This window comes from Pseudomonas sp. NFX5, assembly GCF_049132125.1.
GTDB lineage: Bacteria > Pseudomonadota > Gammaproteobacteria > Pseudomonadales > Pseudomonadaceae > Aquipseudomonas > Aquipseudomonas marginalis.
Window position 1 is genome coordinate 102,408 of sequence record NZ_JAFMZG010000028.1, and the last position, 20,158, is coordinate 122,565.

The following is a 20,158-nucleotide window of genomic DNA, read 5'->3' on the forward strand; positions in this document are numbered from 1 at the left end:
TTCGGTATGGGGCATTTCTTAACTGTTTTGCAACCGGGGTTGCGTTGCAGTTGTTACCACTTAGGCTGCAGCAGGAACGCTCAAAGCCTTGATGTGGCCGTTCAGGCGGCTCTTATGACGAGCGGCCTTGTTCTTGTGGATGATGCCTTTATCGGCCATACGGTCGATAACTGGCACAGCCAGAACGTAAGCTGCTTGAGCTTTTTCAGCGTCTTTGGTGTCGATGGCTTTAACTACATTCTTGATGTAGGTACGAACCATGGAACGCAGGCTGGCGTTGTGGCTGCGACGCTTCTCAGCCTGTTTTGCACGTTTTTTGGCGGAAGGTGTGTTGGCCACCGTCGAGCTCCTCGAAAGACTTTTTAGGAAATAGCAAACAAAATAGGCCGCGAATCATGCCGATGACTTGATGTGTTGTCAAGGCCGGCTGATGCGAACTGCTGAGTGGTCGATCTGAAGAGGCGGGTGATTTATTTCCGGCGCTTGACCTGTAAACTCGCGAGCTTTGGCGCTGTGCTGTTGCAGGCGCGCAGTATCGCATAAGTAGGCGCTTAGTTCGCCTGCTCTTTATCTATAGGCGCAAACTCTTTCAATGAATCTGCTCAAATCGTTGGCCGCCGTCAGCTCTATCACGATGATCTCCCGGGTTTTGGGGTTTGTGCGTGACACCCTGCTGGCGCGTATCTTCGGCGCCAGCATGGCCACGGATGCGTTCTTTATTGCCTTCAAACTGCCCAACCTGCTGCGACGGATCTTTGCCGAGGGCGCGTTTTCCCAGGCGTTCGTGCCGATTCTGGCCGAATACAAGACTCAACAGGGTGAGGAGGCGACCCGGACCTTTATCGCCTACGTTTCGGGCCTGCTGACCCTGGTGTTGATGCTGGTGACCCTCGTCGGCATGCTCGCCGCGCCCTGGGTGATCTGGGCCACGGCGCCGGGTTTTGCCAATACGCCGGAAAAATTCGCGCTGACCACTGACCTGTTGCGGGTGACCTTTCCTTATATATTGCTGATCTCGCTGTCATCCCTGGCCGGTGCGATCCTCAACACCTGGAACCGTTTCTCGGTGCCGGCGTTCGTGCCGACGCTGCTTAACGTCAGCATGATTATCTTTGCGCTGTTCCTGACACCTTACTTCGATCCACCGGTCATGGCCCTTGGCTGGGCCGTGCTGGCCGGTGGCCTGGCGCAGTTGCTCTACCAACTGCCGCACCTGAAAAAGATCGGCATGCTCGTATTGCCGCGCCTGAACCTCAAGGACACCGGCGTCTGGCGCGTGATGCGCAATATGTTGCCGGCGATCCTTGGGGTGTCGGTGAGCCAGATTTCCCTGATCATCAACACCGCGTTCGCCTCGCTGCTGGTATCCGGCTCGGTGTCGTGGATGTATTACGCCGACCGCCTCATGGAACTGCCGTCCGGCGTACTGGGCGTTGCCCTCGGCACCATTTTGCTGCCGACGCTGGCACGCACCTATGCCAGCAAGGATCGCCAGGAATACTCGCGCATCCTCGATTGGGGCCTGCGCCTGTGCTTTGTGCTGGTGCTGCCGTGCGCACTGGCGTTGGGGATCCTGGCCGAGCCGCTGACGGTGTCGCTGTTCCAATACGGGCAATTCGATGCCCATGACGCGTTGATGACCCAGCATGCGCTGGTGGCTTATTCCGTCGGGCTGCTCGGCATCATCGTGATCAAGGTGCTGGCGCCTGGCTTCTATGCCCAGCAGAACATCCGCACGCCGGTAAAGATCGCGATCTTCACCCTGATCGTCACGCAACTGCTCAACCTGGTGTTTATCGGTCCGCTGGCCCACGCCGGCCTGGCCCTGGCCATCAGTGCCGGTGCGTGCATCAATGCCGGCCTGCTGTTTTATCAGCTGCGCAAACAACAGATGTTCCAGCCTCAGCCTGGCTGGGGCATGTTCGCCCTCAAGTTGTTGGTGGCCGTTGCGATGATGTCGGCGGTATTGCTCGGCCTGATGCACTTCATGCCGGCCTGGGATGAGGGGCATATGCTGGAGCGCTTCATGCGCCTGGGCGTGCTGGTCGTGGCCGGCGTGGTGGTGTACTTCGGGATGTTGCTGCTGCAAGGCTTCCGCCTGCGGGATTTCAATCGCAAGTCGTTGAGCTAGAGAGTTTGCCGCGATAAAACGGTTGTTTTATCGATTCGATCCATTTGCCCTGCGCTGTTGCCTGTCGTCCGGGGCCGGGTGTGGTTATAATCGACCACTTTATGAGCAAGAAGCGCGTTATGCAGCTGGTTCGAGGTCTCCACAACCTGCGCCCTGAGCATCGGGGCTGCGTCGCCACTATTGGCAACTTTGACGGTGTTCACCGTGGCCACCAGGCTATCCTGGCCCGGCTGCGCGAGCGTGCGGTCGAGTTGGGCGTACCCAGCTGCGTGGTGATTTTCGAGCCGCAGCCGCGGGAATATTTCACCCCGGAAACGGCACCGGCACGTCTGGCCCGTCTGCGGGACAAGCTGCAACTGCTGGCCGAAGAAGGCGTGGACCGCGTCCTCTGCCTGGCTTTCAACCAACGTTTGCAAAGTCTCAGCGCTGCCGAGTTCGTCGACCGCATACTGGTAGACGGCCTGGGCGTACAGCATTTGGAGGTTGGCGACGACTTCCGTTTTGGCTGCGACCGGGTCGGGGATTTCGAGTTCCTGCAACACGCCGGTATCACCCAGGGCTTTACCGTCGAAGCCGCGCAAACCGTCGAACTGGACGGCCTGCGCGTGAGCAGCACCCAGGTGCGGAACGCCCTGGCCGCTGCCGACTTCGCCTTGGCCGAGCGTTTGCTCGGTCGCCCGTTCCGCATTGCCGGGCGGGTACTGCACGGCCAGAAGCTGGCGCGCCAACTGGGCACGCCAACCGCCAACGTGCAACTCAAGCGCCGCCGTGTGCCGCTGACCGGGGTTTACCTGGTCAGCGTCGACATCGACGGCCAATCGTGGCCGGGAGTCGCCAACATAGGCGTCAGGCCCACGGTTGCAGGTGATGGCAAGGCCCACCTGGAAGTTCATCTGTTGGATTTTGCCGGTGATCTGTATGACCGGCGTTTGACGGTGGTTTTCCACCAGAAGCTGCGTGAAGAGCAGCGTTTCGCCTCGCTTGAGGCGTTGAAAACGGCGATCAATGCGGATGTCGCCGCCGCCCGTGCACTAGCCGCACCTAGCGCCCATCGCTAACCGAAGAGCCTTAAATGACCGACTATAAAGCCACGTTAAACCTTCCGGACACCGCCTTCCCAATGAAGGCCGGCCTGCCACAGCGCGAACCGCAGATCCTGCAGCGCTGGGACAGTATTGGCCTGTACGGAAAGTTGCGCGAAATTGGCAAGGATCGTCCGAAATTCGTCCTGCACGACGGCCCTCCTTATGCCAACGGCACGATTCACATCGGTCATGCGCTGAACAAGATTCTCAAGGACATGATCCTGCGCTCGAAAACCCTGGCGGGTTTTGACGCGCCGTATGTCCCGGGTTGGGACTGCCACGGCCTGCCGATCGAACACAAGGTCGAAGTGACCCACGGCAAGAACCTGGGCGCGGATAAAACCCGCGAACTGTGCCGTGCCTACGCTGCCGAGCAGATCGAAGGGCAGAAGTCCGAGTTCATCCGCCTGGGTGTGCTGGGCGAGTGGGACAACCCGTACAAAACCATGAACTTCAAGAACGAGGCCGGTGAAATCCGTGCCTTGGCCGAAATCGTCAAGGGCGGTTTCGTGTTCAAGGGCCTCAAGCCCGTGAACTGGTGCTTCGATTGCGGCTCGGCCCTGGCTGAAGCGGAAGTCGAATACGAAGACAAGAAGTCCTCGACCATCGACGTGGCCTTCCCGATCGCCGACGACGCCAAGCTGGCCGAGGCCTTTGGCCTGGCAAGCCTGAGCAAGCCGGCTGCCATCGTGATCTGGACCACCACCCCGTGGACCATTCCCGCCAACCAGGCGCTGAACGTGCACCCGGAATTCACCTACGCCTTGGTGGACGTCGGTGATCGCCTGCTGGTGCTGGCCGAGGAAATGGTCGAAGCGTGCCTGGCTCGCTACGAGCTGCAAGGTTCGGTGATTGCCACCACTACCGGTTCCGCGCTGGAGCTGATCAACTTCCGTCACCCGTTCTATGACCGTCTGTCGCCGGTGTACCTGGCTGACTACGTCGAGCTGGGTTCGGGTACGGGCATTGTTCACTGCTCGCCTGCCTATGGCGTGGACGACTTCGTGATCTGCAAGAAGTACGGCATGGTCAACGATGAGATCATCAACCCGGTGCAAAGCAACGGTGTTTATGTGCCTTCGCTGGAGTTCTTCGGCGGCCAGTTCATCTTCAAGGCCGACCAGCCGATCATCGACAAGCTGCGTGAAGTCGGTGCGCTGATGCAAACCGACACCATCAAGCACAGCTACATGCACTGCTGGCGCCACAAGACCCCGCTGATCTACCGCGCCACCGCGCAATGGTTTATCGGCATGGACAAAGAGCCGACCAGCGGCGACACCCTGCGTGTGCGCTCGCTCAAGGCTATCGAAGACACCAAGTTCGTCCCGGCCTGGGGCCAGGCGCGCCTGCACTCGATGATCGCCAACCGTCCGGACTGGTGCATCTCCCGTCAGCGTAACTGGGGCGTGCCGATCCCGTTCTTCCTCAACAAGGAAAGCGGCGAGCTGCACCCACGCACCGTCGAACTGATGGAAGTGGTGGCCCAGCGTGTCGAACAGGAAGGCATCGAAGCCTGGTTCAAGCTGGACGCCGCCGAGTTGCTGGGTGACGAAGCGCCGCTGTACGACAAGATCAGCGACACCCTCGACGTATGGTTCGACTCCGGTACCACCCACTGGCACGTGCTGCGCGGCTCGCACCCGATGGGTCACGAGACCGGCCCGCGTGCCGACCTGTACCTGGAGGGCTCCGACCAACACCGGGGCTGGTTCCACTCGTCGCTGCTGACCGGTTGCGCCATCGACAACCACGCGCCATACCGCGAGCTGCTGACCCACGGGTTCACCGTCGACGAGACGGGCCGCAAGATGTCCAAGTCGCTGAAGAACGTGATCGAGCCGAAAAAGATCAACGACACCTTGGGCGCCGACATCATGCGCCTGTGGGTGGCGTCGACCGATTACTCCGGCGAGATCGCCGTGTCGGACCAGATCCTGGCCCGCAGCGCCGATGCCTACCGCCGTATCCGTAATACCGCGCGCTTCCTGCTGTCGAACCTGACCGGTTTCAACCCGGCCACCGACATCCTGCCGGCCGAGGACATGCTCGCCCTGGACCGTTGGGCCGTGGACCGTACCCTGTTGCTGCAGCGCGAGTTGCAGGAGCACTACGGCGAATACCGCTTCTGGAACGTGTACTCGAAGATCCACAACTTCTGCGTGCAGGAGCTGGGTGGTTTCTACCTCGACATCATCAAGGACCGCCAGTACACCACCGGTGCCAACAGCAAGGCCCGCCGTTCGGCGCAGACCGCGCTGTACCACATCTCCGAAGCGCTGGTGCGCTGGATCGCACCGATCCTGGCCTTCACCGCCGACGAACTGTGGGAATACCTGCCGGGCGAGCGTAACGAGTCCGTCATGCTCAACACCTGGTACGAAGGCTTGACCGAACTGCCGGCCGACTTCGAACTGGGCCGCGACTACTGGGAAGGCGTAATGGCCGTCAAGGTTGCGGTGAACAAGGAGCTGGAGGTTCAGCGTGCGGCCAAGGCCGTCGGTGGCAACCTCCAGGCCGAAGTCACCTTGTTTGCCGAGGAAGGCCTCACTGCCGACCTGGCCAAGCTGAGTAACGAACTGCGCTTCGTGTTGATCACTTCCACTGCGAGCCTGGCACCGTTTGCCCTGGCACCGGCGGACGCCGTGGCCACCGAAGTGCCGGGCCTCAAGCTCAAGGTTGTCAAGTCGGCCTTCCCTAAGTGCGCCCGTTGCTGGCACTGCCGTGAAGACGTCGGGGTGAACCCTGAGCATCCGGAAATCTGCGGTCGTTGCGTCGACAACATTTCCGGTGAAGGCGAGGTTCGCCACTATGCCTAATGCAGCCAGTCGTTTCGGACGTCTGGGCTGGCTCGTACTGAGTGTGCTGGTCCTGGTCATCGACCAGGTCAGCAAGGCTCATTTCGAGGGCTCCCTGGAAATGTTCCAGCAAATCGTGGTGATCCCGGATTACTTCAGCTGGACCCTGGCCTACAACACTGGCGCCGCTTTCAGCTTCCTGGCTGACGGTGGCGGCTGGCAGCGCTGGCTGTTCGCCCTGATCGCGGTGGTGGTCAGTGCGGTGCTCGTGGTCTGGCTCAAGCGCCTGGGGCGCGATGACACTTGGCTGGCCATCGCCTTGGCCCTGGTGTTGGGCGGCGCCCTGGGCAACCTGTACGACCGTATAGCCCTGGGCCATGTGATCGACTTCATCCTGGTGCATTGGCAGAACCGCCATTACTTCCCGGCGTTCAATTTTGCCGACAGCGCCATCACCGTCGGTGCAATCATGCTGGCGCTGGACATGTTCAAAAGTAAGAAAACCGGAGAGACCGTCAATGACTGATCAGGTATTGGCTGAGCAACGCATCGGCCAGAACACGGAAGTCACCTTGCATTTCGCACTGCGCCTGGAGAATGGCGACACGGTCGACAGCACGTTCGACAAAGCCCCGGCGACCTTCAAGGTCGGCGACGGCAACCTGTTACCGGGTTTTGAAGCGGCCCTGTTCGGTTTCAAGGCCGGCGACAAGCGCACCCTGCAGATCCTGCCGGAAAACGCCTTTGGCCAGCCCAACCCGCAAAACCTGCAGATCATCCCGCGTTCTCAGTTCCAGGACATGGATCTGTCGGAAGGCTTGCTGGTGATCTTCAACGATGCGGCGAATACCGAGCTGCCCGGTGTGGTCAAAACCTTCGATGACGCGCAGGTAACTATCGACTTCAACCACCCGTTGGCCGGTAAAACCTTGACGTTCGACGTTGAAATCATCGACGTTAAAGCTCTTTGATCAACGCCCCGAGCTAAAATGTGGGAGGGGGCAAGCCCGCTCCCGCGTTTGGTCGTCATTGTCAGTTCAGTAGCATCAACTCTGGCCCAAGCGCCAGACACGAGGCACAGCATGCAAATCAAACTCGCCAACCCCCGTGGCTTCTGCGCCGGCGTGGACCGGGCGATCGAAATCGTCAACCGCGCCCTGGAAGTCTTCGGGCCGCCGATCTATGTGCGCCATGAGGTCGTCCATAACAAGTTCGTCGTCGAAGACCTGCGCGCACGTGGCGCCATTTTTGTCGAAGAACTGGAGCAGGTGCCGGACGACGTCATCGTTATTTTCAGCGCCCACGGTGTTTCCCAGGCCGTGCGTTCCGAAGCGGCCGGTCGTGGCCTGAAAGTATTCGACGCCACCTGTCCGCTGGTCACCAAGGTACATATCGAAGTCGCGCGCTACAGCCGTGATGGTCGCGAATGCATCCTGATTGGCCATGCCGGCCACCCGGAAGTCGAAGGCACCATGGGCCAATACGACGGCAGCAATGGTGGCGCCATCTACCTTGTGGAAGACGAAAAAGACGTCGCCAGCTTGCAGGTTCACAACCCTGAGCGTTTGGCGTTCGTGACCCAGACCACCTTGTCCATGGACGACACCAGCCGCGTCATCGACGCGCTGCGCAGCCGCTTCCCGGCCATTGGTGGGCCACGCAAGGACGACATCTGCTACGCCACCCAAAACCGCCAGGATGCAGTCAAACAGTTGGCCGATGAATGCGATGTAGTGCTGGTGGTCGGCAGCCCTAACAGCTCCAATTCCAACCGCCTGCGCGAATTGGCCGAACGCATGGCGACACCGGCGTACCTGATCGACGGTGCTGAAGATATGCAGCGCAGCTGGTTCGATGGTGTCGAGCGTATTGGCATCACGGCGGGCGCTTCGGCCCCGGAAGTCCTGGTGCGCGGCGTCATCCAGCAGTTGCATGCATGGGGGGCTACGGGCGCCGATGAGTTGGCCGGTCGTGAAGAGAACATCACTTTCTCCATGCCCAAGGAGCTGCGGGTTCGCTCGCTGCTCTGAATGCCAGGGTGCCGGAGTAACTTCGGCACAACGCCTGTTCGGCTCTATCGCTGCGCAGGCTGATGCGCCCACTGGGCGCCAGCACTACCTGGTACAGGCTCTGTACCGAGTCCGTGGCGCATATATGTACAGTGCCGGCACGAAAACCTCCCCCAGCAAATACCGGCTCGCCCAATCCGCTGAAGCGTACCTGGCTTTTGACCGGTCCATTCCCGACGATCGGCACCCGTCCACTGCCCTGGCGCTCCAGTAACACCGGGTTGTCGTCGTCCAGATGGCCACGCCCGCTTACATCCAGCACGACCCGCCAACCCCGGCTCCAGTCATCGTCCAGTGCGTGGATGACCACCGCGCGGTTACGCGTGATGGCTTCAGTGCGTGCGAAGTGAAATCCGTTTGTCAGTGATTGCGCCGCGCTTTGTCGCTGCTGTGATTCCAGCAGGCTGGTGAAACTGGGCGTAGCCAGATGCGCCAGGATGCCGCTCACGATCAGTCCGAGCAGCAGTTCGATCAGGGTGAAACCTCGTTGCTCCATAGGCCGTCCCTCCGTGGGCGTGTGTACATACAGGGTTGAGACATAGGTATAGCGTCCGGCTCGGAGTGTCGAATGATGGCCTTTATGTCCAAAGTATTTCCCTTTGTTCCGTAGCCAGCGCCGGCGAAAAACCGACGCTAGTCTTGGGGGGCACAGCAGGGTTTTCCTGCTTTTTTCGGCCCTCGACACGGATGACGACGGTAATGCCTGCCTGCCTGAAAACCTGTTTCTTCCTGACTTTTCCTCGGTGCCAAATCGGCATGACATTGATTGAAGTGCTGGTGGCGGTGCTGATTCTCGCCGTCGGGCTGTTAGGTGCAGTGATGCTCCAGCTCAACGCCCTCAAGTACACCGACAGTTCGAGGATGACCAGCCAGGCCAGTTTCATCGCCTACGATATGCTCGACCGAATCCGTGCCAATTCCGGTGCCGACTATTCGTTGCGTCGTGGCGCTCGAGCGCCGGCCAGTACCGCGACCACCAGCGTGCGTGACGTGGACCTGCATGATTTCGAGGCCAATATTCGCGGTTTTGCCGGGGAGAGCGGCAAAGGCTCCGTGGCGGTCAGTGCAGATGAAGTGACTGTCAGTATCAGTTGGGATGACAGCCGGGGTGCAAACACGCCTGGCGCGCGGGAAACCTTCACCCTGACCAGTCGCATCGACAATGAGGCGGGGGTGATGCAATGAGGCATCGGGTTAGAGGTTTCAGCCTGGTGGAATTGTTGCTGGCCCTGGCCGTCGGTTTGGTGCTGGTGCTTGGCGGGAGCCAGGTGCTGATCAATTCCCGAGCGACCCACGCCAGCCAGCAGGCGGCCATGTTGCTGCAGGATGATGCGCGGTTTGTGCTGGGCAAGATGATCCGGGACATTCGCCAGGCGGGCATGTTTGGCTGTTTGGCCCCGGCCTTTATCGAGAATGCCCCGCCAGCCTTTGAAAGGCCGGTCAGCTGGAATGCCGGGGGCAGTTCAAAGTCGCTGACGCTGGTCACTGCCGATGTGGGCGGCGGCAGGCCTGACTGGACGGTGCTCTCCGACTGCACTGCTGGCGCCCAAGCCTATTCAGGCAGCTCACCTGCGCCTGCTCCCGGGCAGATTCGTTTTGCGATTCGGCAACTGACCTACACCTTCGAGGTGGGCCAGTTGAAGGTCAGCACGCTTTCCTCGCCGGCCAGGGCTGTGTTGGTGGATAACGTACGGGCTTTCGATGTCAGTTTCGGCGTGGCTGCCAGCCCGGCGTCAGTTCGGGTTGTGCGTTATGACGCTATCCCGACCGATGAGTCCTTGATCCGCAGTGTGCGCATCCGCATGACGCTGCAAGACCCGACGGGGCGGGTAAAAGATCAAACCTACAGCGTCGTGGCGGCGCTGCGAAACCGTGTGGGCTAGGGCGACCATGGTGTTTGCTGGGGGTGTTTCTTCGCGGCAGGGGGGGATGGTTCTGCTGATAAGCCTGGTGTTTTTGCTGCTGTTGTCGTTGATCGGCCTGTCTTCGATACAGGGGGCGGTCACCCAGCAAAAGATCACCGGTAGCCTGTGGCACCGCAACCAGTCGCTGCAAACCGCAGAAAGTGGTTTGAGGCTGGGCGAGCAAGGTGTGAGGCGAAAGGGCGCGGCCTTGCCGCAGTGCCAGTCGATCGCTGCGTGCGGGCCACCGGATGAAGCGTTTTCGGTGGTGGGTGCCGGTCCCCATCCTGTGTCATCGGTTAACTGGGTTGCCATCAAGGGTGGGCTGTACGGTATTCAGTCCCTGGGGCCTGGTGCAGGGCTGCCGCATGTGCCGCCGCAAGCCCTGGCGACGTTGTACCGGGTAACAGCGGTCGGGCTCAGTGGTCAATCGCGCACCGTATTGGAGAGCGTATATGCGCGGGTGGAGGACGAGAGCGGCTCGCGGTTTCGGCGGGTTTCGTGGCGGCAACTTCAATAAGGAGCAATGGAATGGGCATGGACAGCCAGGGTTTTACCCTGATCGAGCTATTGATCGCCGTGGCGATCATCGCGTTTCTGGCCGGAATCGCTTACCCCGGGTACACCGGCCATGTGAAAAAGGTCTATCGCGCGGAAATCGTCGCGCTGTTGACCGAGCAGGCTCAGCACCTGGAGCGGTTTCATACGAGGAACGGCACTTTTATTGACGCAAGCGGCGTCAGTACGGGCAATGATCGCTATAGAATCACCGCAGCGTTGAACCCTCAGGATTTCTACCTGGTTGCTACACCGGGCGCCGATTCGTTGATGGCCGGCGACCCTTGCGGTGACTTCAGCCTGGACAGCAGCGGTGCGCGTGGCAATCCGGGGGCGGCACCTGAAATGTCGCGCCAGACATGCTGGGGGCAATGATGAGGGTGCTGGATGATTGGGCGCCGGGCGCGTTTATTCCTATTTATCGACTGGATCAAATGATGGCTAAGCAACAGCAAGTGGTGATTGTCGGTGGCGGAGTCATCGGCTTGTTGACGGCGTTCAATCTGGCAACCCAGGGGCAGGCTGTGATCCTGCTGGAGCGTGCCGGTGTGGGGCAGGAGTCGTCATGGGCGGGCGGAGGCATTGTTTCGCCACTGTATCCGTGGCGCTATAGCCCGGCGGTCACAGCGTTGGCCCATTGGTCCCAGGATTTTTATCCGCAACTGGCTGAGCGGCTGTTTGCTGCTACCGGTGTCGATCCGGAGGTCCATACCACGGGGTTGTACTGGCTGGACCTGGACGATGAAGCCGAGGCGCTGGACTGGGCTGCTCGTGAAGGGCGGCCTTTGAGCAAGGTCGATGTGTCTGCCGCCCATGATGCGGTTCCTGTCTTGGGTGGCGGGTATTCCCAGGCGATCTATATGGCCAACGTGGCCAACGTGCGCAACCCGCGCCTGGTCAAATCCCTGAAGGCCGCGCTATTGGCCCTGCCTGCCGTGACCGTTCACGAACAGTGCGCAGTGACCGGTTTTGTTCTGGATGGCGGCAACGTAGTGGGCGTGGATACGGCAGAGGGGCCGATTCTGGGGGATCAGGTGGTGCTTGCCGCGGGGGCGTGGAGCGGCGAGTTGCTCGGCACACTGGGCTTGGCGCTGCCGGTAGAGCCGGTCAAGGGGCAGATGATTTTGTACAAATGCGCGTCGGACTTCCTGTCGAGCATGGTCCTGGCCAAAGGGCGTTATGCGATCCCTCGGCGCGATGGGCACATCCTCATCGGCAGCACGCTGGAACATGAGGGGTTCGACAAGACGCCAACCGACACCGCGCTGGAAAGCCTCAAGGCTTCGGCTGTGGAACTGATTCCCGCTCTGGCCGACGCCGAAGTGGTGGGGCATTGGGCCGGCTTGCGGCCCGGCTCGCCGGAGGGCATCCCCTATATCGGTCGGGTACCCGGCTTCAATGGGCTGTGGCTCAACTGCGGGCATTACCGCAACGGGTTGGTCCTGGCGCCGGCATCGTGCCAGTTATTTGTCGATTTGCTGTTGGAGCGTGCGCCGATCATCGATCCGGAACCCTATGCCCCCGAAGGTCGGATCAACGCTGGATAGACTTCGGTCCTTGCTCCAGATGCGCCTGGGTGCAATACCACTCCTGGTGCGAACTCAGGGCGCGATCCTGTGGCAAGTGCACGCCGCAGTGTGCGCAGCGCACCATCAACGCAGCGCCGGGCTCGCTGGTGCGTTGCTGCCTGGCGGTCGGGCTTTTGAATTTGCGCCAGAACCATACCGCGGCAGCAATAACGGCAATCCAGAACAGAAGACGAAGCATGATGGGCGGTTTCTCGATAAGGAATGCGCCAGTTTAGCCAAGGACGTGGCAGGCGCACAGCGCAATAATCCTTGCCCATAAAAAAGGAGCCCCGAAAGGCTCCTTTTTGCGTTGCGTCGACAGGCTCAGTCGAACACACCGAAGGTCATGTAGCTGAACCACGAACGATCCTGGTTGTTGCCCAGGGCCTGCGGCTCTTCTTCTTCGATCACGTCGCCGTTCTCGTCGTGCGGCTTGAGGTCCGAAGGAATGGCTTCCTTGGCATCCTGGAACTGCTTGATCACGTCCTGGTTGGCGCGAGTTTCGCCCGGCGGCAACGGCGGCCGCGACTCGATCAGGCCCAGGGTGTACTTGCTCAGCCACGAGCGGTTGTCTGCTTCGGCAACCTGAGGCACGAACTGGCCGTCTTTCAGGCTCGGGTGATCAGGGTAGTTGAGCTTCAGGGTTTCCAGGCTGGTGCTGGCCAGGTCGTCCAGGTGCAGACGTTGGTAAGCCTCGGTCATCACCGCCAGGCCGTCACCCACGGAAGGGGTTTCCTGGAAGTTTTCCACCACATAACGACCACGGTTGGCGGCAGCTACATACGCCTGGCGGGTCAGGTAGTAGTGGGCCACGTGGATTTCGTAGGAAGCCAGCAGGTTACGCAGGTAGATCATGCGCTGCTTGGCGTCCGGCGCGTAGCGGCTGTTTGGGTAGCGGCTGGTCAACTGGGCGAACTCGTTGTAGGAGTCGCGAGCGGCGCCTGGGTCTCGCTTGGTCATGTCCAGCGGCAGGAAGCGCGCCAGCAGGCCAACATCCTGGTCGAACGAGGTCAGGCCCTTCATGTAGTAGGCGTAGTCCACGTTCGGGTGTTGCGGGTGCAGGCGGATGAAGCGCTCGGCGGCGGACTTGGCAGCCTCCGGCTCGGCGTTCTTGTAGTTGGCGTAGATCAGCTCAAGCTGGGCCTGGTCGGCATAGCGCCCGAACGGATAGCGCGACTCCAGGGCCTTCAGCTTCGCTGTGGCGCTGGTGTAGCTATTATTGTCCAAGTCTTTCTGTGCCAGTTGGTACAGCTCGACTTCGCTCAGGTTTTCGTCGACGACTTCCTTTGTTGACGAGCAAGCAGCAGTCATGGCGAGGATGGCGATCAGCAGCAGGTGTTTCACTTGCATGGCGGCTTGCGTCCCTATGACGGCCGCTGTCTTGGGCGGGGCCGTCCTGTTATGATGAGCGCCCCGTTGAAAGCCTCGGGGCAAAAGACGCCGTATTTAACCACAAGCGCGCAGCCGAAACCAAAGGCTGTGCCACGCCTAGTCTGAGCATGTCCGATAAAATTGAACTTCGCGCAGAGGTGCCGTCCGAATTGGGCGGCCAACGCCTCGATCAAGTCGCCGCACAATTATTCGCTGAGCACTCGCGCTCGCGCCTTTCCGCCTGGATCAAAGACGGCCGCCTGACTGTGGATGGAGCGGTTATCCGCCCGCGAGACATAGTCCATGGCGGTGCGATTCTTGAGCTGACTGCCGAGCAGGAAGCCCAGGGAGAATGGGTCGCCCAGGACATCGAGCTGGACATCGTCTATGAAGACGACGACATCCTGGTCATCAACAAACCCGCAGGCCTGGTGGTTCACCCGGCGGCCGGGCACGCTGATGGCACCTTGCTCAATGCCCTGTTGCACCACATCCCCGACATCGTCAACGTGCCGCGTTGCGGCATCGTGCACCGTCTGGACAAGGACACCACTGGCTTGATGGTGGTGGCCAAGACCATTCAGGCGCAGACGCAACTGGTTACGCAATTGCAGAGCCGTAGCGTCAGCCGTATCTACGAGTGCATCGTGATCGGCGTGGTCGTGGCGGGTGGCAAGATCAACGCCCCGATCGGTCGCCACGGCCAGCAGCGCCAGCGTATGGCGGTGATGGAAGGCGGCAAGCAGGCGGTGAGCCACTACCGCGTGCTGGAGCGTTTCCGTTCCCACACCCATGTGCGGGTCAAGCTGGAAACCGGTCGTACCCACCAGATTCGCGTGCATATGGCCCACATCAACTTCCCGTTGGTGGGCGATCCGGCCTATGGCGGCCGCTTCCGCATTCCGCCTGCGGCGAGCCAGACCATGGTCGAATCGCTCAAGACATTCCCGCGCCAGGCCTTGCATGCACGTTTCCTGGAGCTGGACCATCCGACGAGCGGTAAGCGCATGAGCTGGGAATCGCCACTACCAGACGATTTTGTCTGGTTGCTGTCGCTGCTCAAGCAGGATCGCGAGGCGTTTGTCGGATGAATGACTGGCTGATTCCTGACTGGCCCGCGCCTGTCGGAGTGAAAGCCTGTGTGACTACCCGAACGGGCGGCGTCAGCCAGGCGCCGTTCGACAGCCTTAACCTGGGCGATCACGTTGAGGACAGTCTTGAGGCCGTCCTTGAGAATCGCCGTCGCCTTACCGAAGCCTTTGATATTCAGCCGGCCTGGCTGCGCCAGGTCCATGGCGTGGATGTGGTCGAGGCCGACCCTGGCCGCACCGCCGAAGCCGACGGCAGTTGGAGCAGCACCCCCGGCATCGCCTGCACCGCGATGACCGCCGATTGCCTGCCTGCGTTGTTCTGCAACCGTGCCGGCACTCGTGTGGCTGCGGCCCATGCCGGTTGGCGTGGGCTGGCGGCGGGCGTGCTGGAGGCAGCCTTCGAAAGCCTTGACGCAGAGCCTTCGGACATCCTGGTATGGCTGGGCCCGGCGATTGGCCCGCAAGCCTTTGAGGTTGGCCCTGAAGTGCGTGAAGCCTTCATGCAGCACCTGCCGACAACTGCCGAAGCCTTTGTACCAAGCCGCAATCCCGGCAAATTCATGGCCGACATCTATCAGTTGGCCCGCCTGCGCCTTGCTGCGCGGGGCGTCACCGCGGTTTATGGTGGTGGCTTCTGCACCGTGACCGACCCGCGCTTCTTTTCGTACCGGCGCAGCCCCCGCACCGGACGTTTTGCCTCCCTTATCTGGCTTGAGCGCTAGACTCTGCTGATCTGGGTCAACGCTGATCCATATCAACCGCCGCTCGCTTGAATCTTCCAGAATCCACCCCATCTATAAGGGTATCTGGCAGGTTTCTTCATTCAGGATGTTTTATAGCTCCGGCCTGCTCAAAAGGAAGGTGACTAATGCGTATTGATCGTTTAACCAGCAAATTGCAGTTGGCCTTATCGGACTCCCAATCCTTGGCGGTGGGTCTTGACCACCCGGCCATCGAGCCTGCGCACTTGATGCAGGCACTCCTGGAACAGCAAGGTGGTTCTATCAAGCCCTTGCTGATGCAGGTGGGCTTTGATGTCAACAGCCTGCGCAAGGAGTTGAGCAAAGAGCTCGACCAACTGCCGAAAATCCAAAACCCTACCGGCGACGTGAATATGTCGCAGGATCTGGCGCGCCTGCTTAACCAGGCCGACCGCCTGGCCCAGCAGAAGGGTGACCAGTTCATCTCCAGCGAACTGGTGCTGCTCGCCGCCATGGACGAGAACAGCAAGCTTGGCAAGTTGTTGCTTGGCCAGGGTGTCAGCAAGAAAGCCCTGGAAAACGCCATCAACAACCTGCGTGGCGGTGATGCGGTTAATGACCCTAACCACGAGGAGTCGCGCCAGGCCCTGGACAAGTACACCGTCGACCTGACCAAGCGTGCCGAAGAGGGCAAGCTTGACCCGGTGATCGGCCGTGACGATGAAATTCGTCGCACCATCCAGGTTCTGCAGCGTCGCACCAAGAACAACCCGGTGTTGATCGGTGAACCTGGCGTGGGTAAAACCGCGATTGCCGAAGGCCTGGCCCAACGCATCATCAATGGTGAAGTGCCGGACGGCCTTAAAGGCAAGCGCCTGCTGTCCCTGGATATGGGGTCATTGATCGCCGGTGCCAAGTTCCGCGGTGAATTCGAAGAGCGCCTGAAATCCCTGCTTAATGAACTTTCGAAGCAGGAAGGGCAGATCATTCTGTTTATCGACGAACTGCACACCATGGTCGGCGCCGGTAAAGGCGAGGGCTCCATGGATGCTGGCAACATGCTCAAGCCCGCCTTGGCGCGGGGTGAGTTGCATTGTGTCGGTGCTACTACGCTTAACGAATATCGCCAGTACATTGAGAAAGATGCGGCCCTTGAGCGGCGTTTCCAGAAAGTCCTGGTGGAAGAACCGAGCGAAGAGGACACCATCGCGATCCTGCGGGGCCTGAAAGAGCGCTACGAGGTCCACCATAAAGTGGCGATCACCGACGGTGCGATCATTGCGGCGGCCAAGTTGAGCCATCGCTACATTACCGACCGTCAATTGCCGGACAAGGCCATCGACTTGATCGACGAAGCGGCCAGCCGCATTCGCATGGAGATCGACTCCAAGCCGGAAGTGCTCGACCGCCTGGATCGTCGCCTGATTCAACTGAAAGTCGAATCCCAGGCACTTAAGAAAGAAGAGGACGACGCGGCCAAGAAACGCCTGGAGAAACTTCAGGAAGAAATCGTCCGTCTGGAGCGCGAGTATTCTGACCTCGAAGAAATCTGGACCTCGGAAAAAGCCGAAGTACAGGGCTCTGCGCAGATCCAGCAAAAGATCGAGCAGTCGCGCCAGGAGCTGGAAGCCGCACGTCGTAAAGGCGACCTGAACCGCATGGCCGAGTTGCAGTACGGGGTGATCCCGGACCTGGAACGCAGCCTGCAAATGGTCGACCAGCACGGTAAGGCTGAAAATCAGCTGTTGCGCAGCAAGGTGACCGAGGAAGAAATCGCCGAAGTCGTGTCCAAGTGGACCGGCATCCCGGTGTCGAAAATGCTTGAAGGCGAGCGTGACAAGCTGCTGAAGATGGAGCACCTGTTGCACCAGCGCGTGATCGGCCAGGAAGAGGCGGTCGTGGCGGTGTCCAACGCGGTACGGCGTTCCCGTGCCGGCTTGTCCGACCCGAACCGTCCGAGCGGCTCGTTCATGTTCCTCGGCCCGACCGGTGTGGGTAAGACCGAGCTGTGCAAGGCCCTGGCCGAGTTCCTCTTTGATACTGAAGAGGCCATGGTACGGATCGACATGTCCGAATTCATGGAGAAACATTCGGTGGCTCGCCTGATCGGGGCTCCACCAGGCTATGTGGGCTACGAGGAGGGCGGTTACCTGACCGAGGCCGTGCGGCGTAAGCCTTACTCGGTGATCCTGCTGGATGAGGTGGAGAAGGCTCACCCGGACGTGTTCAATATCTTGCTGCAAGTGCTGGAAGATGGACGACTCACGGACAGCCACGGGCGCACTGTGGACTTCCGCAACACGGTGATCGTCATGACCTCCAACCTGGGCTCGGCGCAGATCCAGGAACTGGTAGGTGATCGTGAGGCCCAGCGCGCTGCTGTAATGGATGCGTTGACCACGCACTTCCGTCCGGAATTCATCAACCGGGTCGACGAAGTGGTGATCTTCGAGCCATTGGCGCGGGATCAGATCGCGGGCATCACCGAGATCCAGCTGGGGCGTCTGCGCGGTCGCCTGGCGGAACGCGAGTTGTCGCTGGAACTGAGCCGCGAGGCGTTGGACAAGCTGATCGCGGTCGGTTACGACCCGGTGTATGGTGCACGGCCTTTGAAACGTGCGATCCAGCGCTGGATCGAGAACCCGCTGGCGCAGTTGATCCTGTCGGGCAGCTTTATGCCGGGCACCAGCGTCGAGGCGACTGTGGAGAACGACGAAATCGTCTTCCACTGAGCCCGGATTGCACTGCAATAAGAGAAGGCCCTGCATCCCAGGGCCTTTTTTTTCGATAGGGCGTTGAACTGTAAGGCAAAGGCTTGTAAAGTGCGCCCCGCAGCAACGTCAGCCCACGGGTTTCTTCTCCCCAAGAAGAAATCAGAAAGAAGCGCAAATCATTGTCTTAAAAGCAATTTAAAGGGTTGACAGGGGTTTTTAAGATTGTAGAATAGCGCGCCTCAGAGACGCTAACGTAGCGATACGGACAGGGTCGAAGAGAAGGTTACACAGCAGCAAAAGTTGTACTTTGAAATATGTAGTTCCGTGATAGCTCAGTCGGTAGAGCAAATGACTGTTAATCATTGGGTCCCAGGTTCGAGTCCTGGTCACGGAGCCAATTTCAAACCGGGGTATAGCGCAGTCCGGTAGCGCGCCTGCTTTGGGAGCAGGATGTCGGGAGTTCGAATCCCCCTACCCCGACCATATTTGGGTCGTTAGCTCAGTTGGTAGAGCAGTTGGCTTTTAACCAATTGGTCGTAGGTTCGAATCCCACACGACCCACCATTTTTGAGACCAGTTAACGCTGGAATCGAATCTTAAGATCAGAGGCCAAAAGCGCTGATCGAAGAAGGCGACTGAAAGGTCGCCTTTTTTTTACCGGGGTATAGCGCAGTCCGGTAGCGCGCCTGCTTTGGGAGCAGGATGTCAGGAGTTCGAATCCCCTTACCCCGACCATATTAAAAATCCTCGTATCGAAAGATACGGGGATTTTTTTTTCCTGGAATTATCTCAAGTCCAACACACAACCAATGTGGGAGGGAGCAAGCCTCCCACATTGGCCAGTCCCGCAAGGGACCCTGTTGTTAGTGAAGCTTCAGGCGCGGTTCAGTCCCGCGTCCAATCTTGCTGCCCAGCATCAGCATCGCCGTGCGGAAGAAGCCATACAGCGCCATCTGGTGCATGCGGTACAGCGACACATAGAACATCCGCGCCAGCCAACCCTCCAGCATCACGCTGCCGGTCAGGTTGCCCATCAGGTTACCCACCGCCGAGAACCGCGACAGCGAGATCAGCGACCCATAGTCGGTGTACTTGTACGCCGGCAGGTCTTTGCCCTCGATACGCAGTCTCAATGACTTGGCCAGCAACGAGGCCTGTTGGTGCGCGGCCTGGGCCCGTGGCGGCACATTGCGGTCGGTGCCCGGTTGCGGGCAGGCGGCGCAGTCGCCAAAGGCGAAGATGTTTTCATCGCGGGTGGTTTGCAGCGTCGGCAGCACTTGCAGTTGATTGATGCGGTTGGTTTCCAGGCCATCGATGTCCTTGAGGAAAGCCGGGGCACGAATCCCGGCGGCCCATACCTTGAGGCTGGCAGGGATCATCTGGCCACTGCTGGTGATCAATGCGTCGGCGGTCACTTCGCTGACCGCTGAGTTAGTCAGCACCGTCACCCCGAGCTTCTCCAGGGTTTTATGCACAGGCCCGCCAATCCGCTCCGGCAAGGCAGGCAGTACACGGGGGCCGGCTTCGATCAGGGTAATGTGCATGTTTTCCGGCTTGATGCGGTCCAGGCCGTACGCAGCCAGCTCGTGGGCCGCATTATGCAGTTCTGCGGCCAGCTCGACGCCCGTTGCACCCGCACCGACGATGGCGACGCTGATCTTTTCCACCACATCGGTCTGCCCGGCATGGGCGCGCAGATAGTGGTTGAGCAGCTGTTGGTGGAAACGCTCGGCCTGCTTGCGGGTATCGAGGAACAGGCAGTGCTGCGCCGCGCCCTCGGTGCCGAAATCATTGGTGGTGCTGCCCACCGCAATCACCAGGCTGTCATAGCCCAGCACGCGCGCGGGCACCAGCTCGCGGCCTTCTTCGTCGAGGGTGGCGGCCAGCTGGATTTTCTTCTGCTCACGGTCGAGCCCGCTCATGCGCCCCAGTTGGAACTCGAAGTGGTTCCATTTGGCCTGGGCGACGTAATTGAGTTCGTCTTCCGAAGAGTTGAGTGAGCCGGCTGCGACTTCGTGCAGCAGAGGCTTCCAGATATGGGTGAGGTTGGCGTCCACCAGCGTGATGCTGGCGGTGCCGCGCTTGCCCAGAGTCTTACCCAGGCGGGTAGCCAACTCCAGGCCGCCGGCGCCGCCGCCGACGATAATAATACGATGGGTCATGGGGGTATC

19 protein-coding genes and 4 tRNA genes are annotated in these 20,158 nt (G+C 60.1%); 18 read left to right on the forward strand and 5 right to left on the reverse strand.

What is annotated here, in order from left to right; all coding sequences use genetic code 11:
• Window positions 1-60 precede the first annotated feature (60 nt).
• Complete coding sequence (gene rpsT, locus J1N02_RS17545; protein ID WP_003188401.1) at window positions 61-339, reverse strand: 30S ribosomal protein S20; 279 nt, start codon at window positions 337-339, stop codon at window positions 61-63.
• 253 nt (window positions 340-592) lie between these two features.
• On the opposite strand from rpsT, the gene murJ reads away from it, so the two are divergent.
• The 6 genes from murJ (at window position 593) to ispH (ending at window position 8,044) form a co-directional block, all read left to right on the forward strand.
• Window positions 593-2,131: a murein biosynthesis integral membrane protein MurJ gene (gene murJ, locus J1N02_RS17550; RefSeq protein WP_092358832.1), complete on the forward strand. Its 1,539-nt coding sequence runs from the start codon at window positions 593-595 to the stop codon at window positions 2,129-2,131.
• Between the two features lie 119 nt (window positions 2,132-2,250).
• Window positions 2,251-3,189: a bifunctional riboflavin kinase/FAD synthetase gene (gene ribF / locus J1N02_RS17555; RefSeq protein ID WP_065924072.1), complete on the forward strand. Its 939-nt coding sequence runs from the start codon at window positions 2,251-2,253 to the stop codon at window positions 3,187-3,189.
• A gap of 14 nt (window positions 3,190-3,203) precedes the next feature.
• The gene (ileS, locus tag J1N02_RS17560) at window positions 3,204-6,035 is read left to right on the forward strand and encodes an isoleucine--tRNA ligase (protein WP_027606855.1); all 2,832 of its coding nucleotides are present in this window, start codon (window positions 3,204-3,206) and stop codon (window positions 6,033-6,035) included.
• Window positions 6,028-6,540 carry a signal peptidase II gene (gene lspA, locus J1N02_RS17565; RefSeq protein WP_027606854.1) on the forward strand — a complete coding sequence of 171 codons (513 nt, stop codon included), beginning with the start codon at window positions 6,028-6,030 and terminating at the stop codon, window positions 6,538-6,540. Before ileS ends, lspA begins: the two co-directional genes overlap by 8 nt.
• A 7-nt stretch (window positions 6,541-6,547) precedes the next feature.
• Window positions 6,548-6,985 carry an FKBP-type peptidyl-prolyl cis-trans isomerase gene (gene fkpB / locus J1N02_RS17570; protein WP_175472328.1) on the forward strand — a complete coding sequence of 146 codons (438 nt, stop codon included), beginning with the start codon at window positions 6,548-6,550 and terminating at the stop codon, window positions 6,983-6,985.
• Window positions 6,986-7,096: 111 nt separating this feature from the next.
• On the forward strand, window positions 7,097-8,044 hold the full coding sequence (gene ispH / locus J1N02_RS17575) for a 4-hydroxy-3-methylbut-2-enyl diphosphate reductase (RefSeq protein ID WP_065938472.1): 948 nt from the start codon (window positions 7,097-7,099) through the stop codon (window positions 8,042-8,044).
• Here ispH and J1N02_RS17580 read toward each other — a convergent pair.
• Entirely contained in the window at window positions 7,998-8,579 is a 582-nt protein-coding gene (locus J1N02_RS17580; RefSeq protein WP_419480643.1) for a GspH/FimT family pseudopilin, read from the reverse strand. The genes ispH and J1N02_RS17580 overlap by 47 nt on opposite strands.
• Before the next feature lie 203 nt (window positions 8,580-8,782).
• Between J1N02_RS17580 and pilV the strand changes: the two genes are divergently transcribed.
• The 5 genes from pilV to thiO all read left to right on the forward strand — a co-directional run bounded on the left by pilV (window position 8,783) and on the right by thiO (window position 12,089).
• On the forward strand, window positions 8,783-9,268 hold the full coding sequence (gene pilV / locus J1N02_RS17585; protein WP_421147528.1) for a type IV pilus modification protein PilV: 486 nt from the start codon (window positions 8,783-8,785) through the stop codon (window positions 9,266-9,268).
• On the forward strand, window positions 9,265-9,966 hold the full coding sequence (locus J1N02_RS17590; RefSeq protein ID WP_027606849.1) for a prepilin-type N-terminal cleavage/methylation domain-containing protein: 702 nt from the start codon (window positions 9,265-9,267) through the stop codon (window positions 9,964-9,966). Before pilV ends, J1N02_RS17590 begins: the two co-directional genes overlap by 4 nt.
• A 7-nt stretch (window positions 9,967-9,973) precedes the next feature.
• Window positions 9,974-10,504, forward strand: a complete 531-nt coding sequence (locus J1N02_RS17595) for a PilX N-terminal domain-containing pilus assembly protein (protein ID WP_092358885.1) — start codon at window positions 9,974-9,976, stop codon at window positions 10,502-10,504.
• Between the two features lie 11 nt (window positions 10,505-10,515).
• Window positions 10,516-10,917: a type IV pilin protein gene (locus J1N02_RS17600; protein ID WP_027606847.1), complete on the forward strand. Its 402-nt coding sequence runs from the start codon at window positions 10,516-10,518 to the stop codon at window positions 10,915-10,917.
• Between the two features lie 62 nt (window positions 10,918-10,979).
• Window positions 10,980-12,089 carry a glycine oxidase ThiO gene (gene thiO / locus J1N02_RS17605; RefSeq protein ID WP_421147529.1) on the forward strand — a complete coding sequence of 370 codons (1,110 nt, stop codon included), beginning with the start codon at window positions 10,980-10,982 and terminating at the stop codon, window positions 12,087-12,089.
• Here thiO and J1N02_RS17610 read toward each other — a convergent pair.
• Both J1N02_RS17610 and J1N02_RS17615 read right to left on the reverse strand, forming a co-directional pair.
• Window positions 12,076-12,309 carry a PP0621 family protein gene (locus tag J1N02_RS17610; RefSeq protein WP_146478159.1) on the reverse strand — a complete coding sequence of 78 codons (234 nt, stop codon included), beginning with the start codon at window positions 12,307-12,309 and terminating at the stop codon, window positions 12,076-12,078. The genes thiO and J1N02_RS17610 overlap by 14 nt on opposite strands.
• Before the next feature lie 125 nt (window positions 12,310-12,434).
• On the reverse strand, window positions 12,435-13,460 hold the full coding sequence (locus tag J1N02_RS17615; RefSeq protein WP_027606844.1) for an outer membrane protein assembly factor BamD: 1,026 nt from the start codon (window positions 13,458-13,460) through the stop codon (window positions 12,435-12,437).
• Window positions 13,461-13,609: 149 nt separating this feature from the next.
• Here J1N02_RS17615 and rluD point away from each other — a divergent pair, with 149 nt between their 5' ends.
• The 7 genes from rluD to J1N02_RS17650 all read left to right on the forward strand — a co-directional run bounded on the left by rluD (window position 13,610) and on the right by J1N02_RS17650 (window position 18,722).
• Window positions 13,610-14,572: a 23S rRNA pseudouridine(1911/1915/1917) synthase RluD gene (rluD, locus tag J1N02_RS17620; RefSeq protein ID WP_027606843.1), complete on the forward strand. Its 963-nt coding sequence runs from the start codon at window positions 13,610-13,612 to the stop codon at window positions 14,570-14,572.
• Window positions 14,569-15,294 (forward strand): peptidoglycan editing factor PgeF, encoded by a 726-nt coding sequence (gene pgeF, locus J1N02_RS17625; RefSeq protein WP_092358818.1) that lies wholly within the window; start codon window positions 14,569-14,571, stop codon window positions 15,292-15,294. Before rluD ends, pgeF begins: the two co-directional genes overlap by 4 nt.
• A gap of 146 nt (window positions 15,295-15,440) precedes the next feature.
• Window positions 15,441-18,005: an ATP-dependent chaperone ClpB gene (clpB, locus tag J1N02_RS17630; RefSeq protein WP_027606841.1), complete on the forward strand. Its 2,565-nt coding sequence runs from the start codon at window positions 15,441-15,443 to the stop codon at window positions 18,003-18,005.
• Window positions 18,006-18,308: 303 nt separating this feature from the next.
• Window positions 18,309-18,384: transfer RNA gene (locus tag J1N02_RS17635), tRNA-Asn, on the forward strand.
• Between the two features lie 9 nt (window positions 18,385-18,393).
• Window positions 18,394-18,470: transfer RNA gene (locus J1N02_RS17640), tRNA-Pro, on the forward strand.
• A 5-nt stretch (window positions 18,471-18,475) separates the two neighbouring features.
• Window positions 18,476-18,551: transfer RNA gene (locus J1N02_RS17645), tRNA-Lys, on the forward strand.
• A gap of 94 nt (window positions 18,552-18,645) precedes the next feature.
• Window positions 18,646-18,722 (forward strand) — tRNA-Pro (locus tag J1N02_RS17650).
• A gap of 128 nt (window positions 18,723-18,850) precedes the next feature.
• On the opposite strand, the gene J1N02_RS17655 is transcribed toward J1N02_RS17650, so the two are convergent.
• The gene (locus J1N02_RS17655; protein ID WP_098480392.1) at window positions 18,851-20,149 is read right to left on the reverse strand and encodes an NAD(P)/FAD-dependent oxidoreductase; all 1,299 of its coding nucleotides are present in this window, start codon (window positions 20,147-20,149) and stop codon (window positions 18,851-18,853) included.
• Window positions 20,150-20,158: the final 9 nt, after the last annotated feature.

What these genes read in the sequence shown, in the direction of transcription:
- murJ (WP_092358832.1), top strand. Translation starts at nt 593, where the DNA reads ATGAATCTGCTCAAATCGTTGGCCGCCGTCAGCTCTATCACGATGATC.
- ribF (WP_065924072.1), top strand. Translation starts at nt 2,251, where the DNA reads ATGCAGCTGGTTCGAGGTCTCCACAACCTGCGCCCTGAGCATCGGGGC.
- ileS (WP_027606855.1), top strand. Translation starts at nt 3,204, where the DNA reads ATGACCGACTATAAAGCCACGTTAAACCTTCCGGACACCGCCTTCCCA.
- lspA (WP_027606854.1), top strand. Translation starts at nt 6,028, where the DNA reads ATGCCTAATGCAGCCAGTCGTTTCGGACGTCTGGGCTGGCTCGTACTG.
- ispH (WP_065938472.1), top strand. Translation starts at nt 7,097, where the DNA reads ATGCAAATCAAACTCGCCAACCCCCGTGGCTTCTGCGCCGGCGTGGAC.
- J1N02_RS17580 (WP_419480643.1), bottom strand. Translation starts at nt 8,579, where the DNA reads ATGGAGCAACGAGGTTTCACCCTGATCGAACTGCTGCTCGGACTGATC.
- pilV (WP_421147528.1), top strand. Translation starts at nt 8,783, where the DNA reads ATGCCTGCCTGCCTGAAAACCTGTTTCTTCCTGACTTTTCCTCGGTGC.
- J1N02_RS17590 (WP_027606849.1), top strand. Translation starts at nt 9,265, where the DNA reads ATGAGGCATCGGGTTAGAGGTTTCAGCCTGGTGGAATTGTTGCTGGCC.
- J1N02_RS17595 (WP_092358885.1), top strand. Translation starts at nt 9,974, where the DNA reads ATGGTGTTTGCTGGGGGTGTTTCTTCGCGGCAGGGGGGGATGGTTCTG.
- J1N02_RS17600 (WP_027606847.1), top strand. Translation starts at nt 10,516, where the DNA reads ATGGGCATGGACAGCCAGGGTTTTACCCTGATCGAGCTATTGATCGCC.
- thiO (WP_421147529.1), top strand. Translation starts at nt 10,980, where the DNA reads ATGGCTAAGCAACAGCAAGTGGTGATTGTCGGTGGCGGAGTCATCGGC.
- J1N02_RS17610 (WP_146478159.1), bottom strand. Translation starts at nt 12,309, where the DNA reads ATGCTTCGTCTTCTGTTCTGGATTGCCGTTATTGCTGCCGCGGTATGG.
- J1N02_RS17615 (WP_027606844.1), bottom strand. Translation starts at nt 13,460, where the DNA reads ATGCAAGTGAAACACCTGCTGCTGATCGCCATCCTCGCCATGACTGCT.
- rluD (WP_027606843.1), top strand. Translation starts at nt 13,610, where the DNA reads ATGTCCGATAAAATTGAACTTCGCGCAGAGGTGCCGTCCGAATTGGGC.
- pgeF (WP_092358818.1), top strand. Translation starts at nt 14,569, where the DNA reads ATGAATGACTGGCTGATTCCTGACTGGCCCGCGCCTGTCGGAGTGAAA.
- clpB (WP_027606841.1), top strand. Translation starts at nt 15,441, where the DNA reads ATGCGTATTGATCGTTTAACCAGCAAATTGCAGTTGGCCTTATCGGAC.
- J1N02_RS17655 (WP_098480392.1), bottom strand. Translation starts at nt 20,149, where the DNA reads ATGACCCATCGTATTATTATCGTCGGCGGCGGCGCCGGCGGCCTGGAG.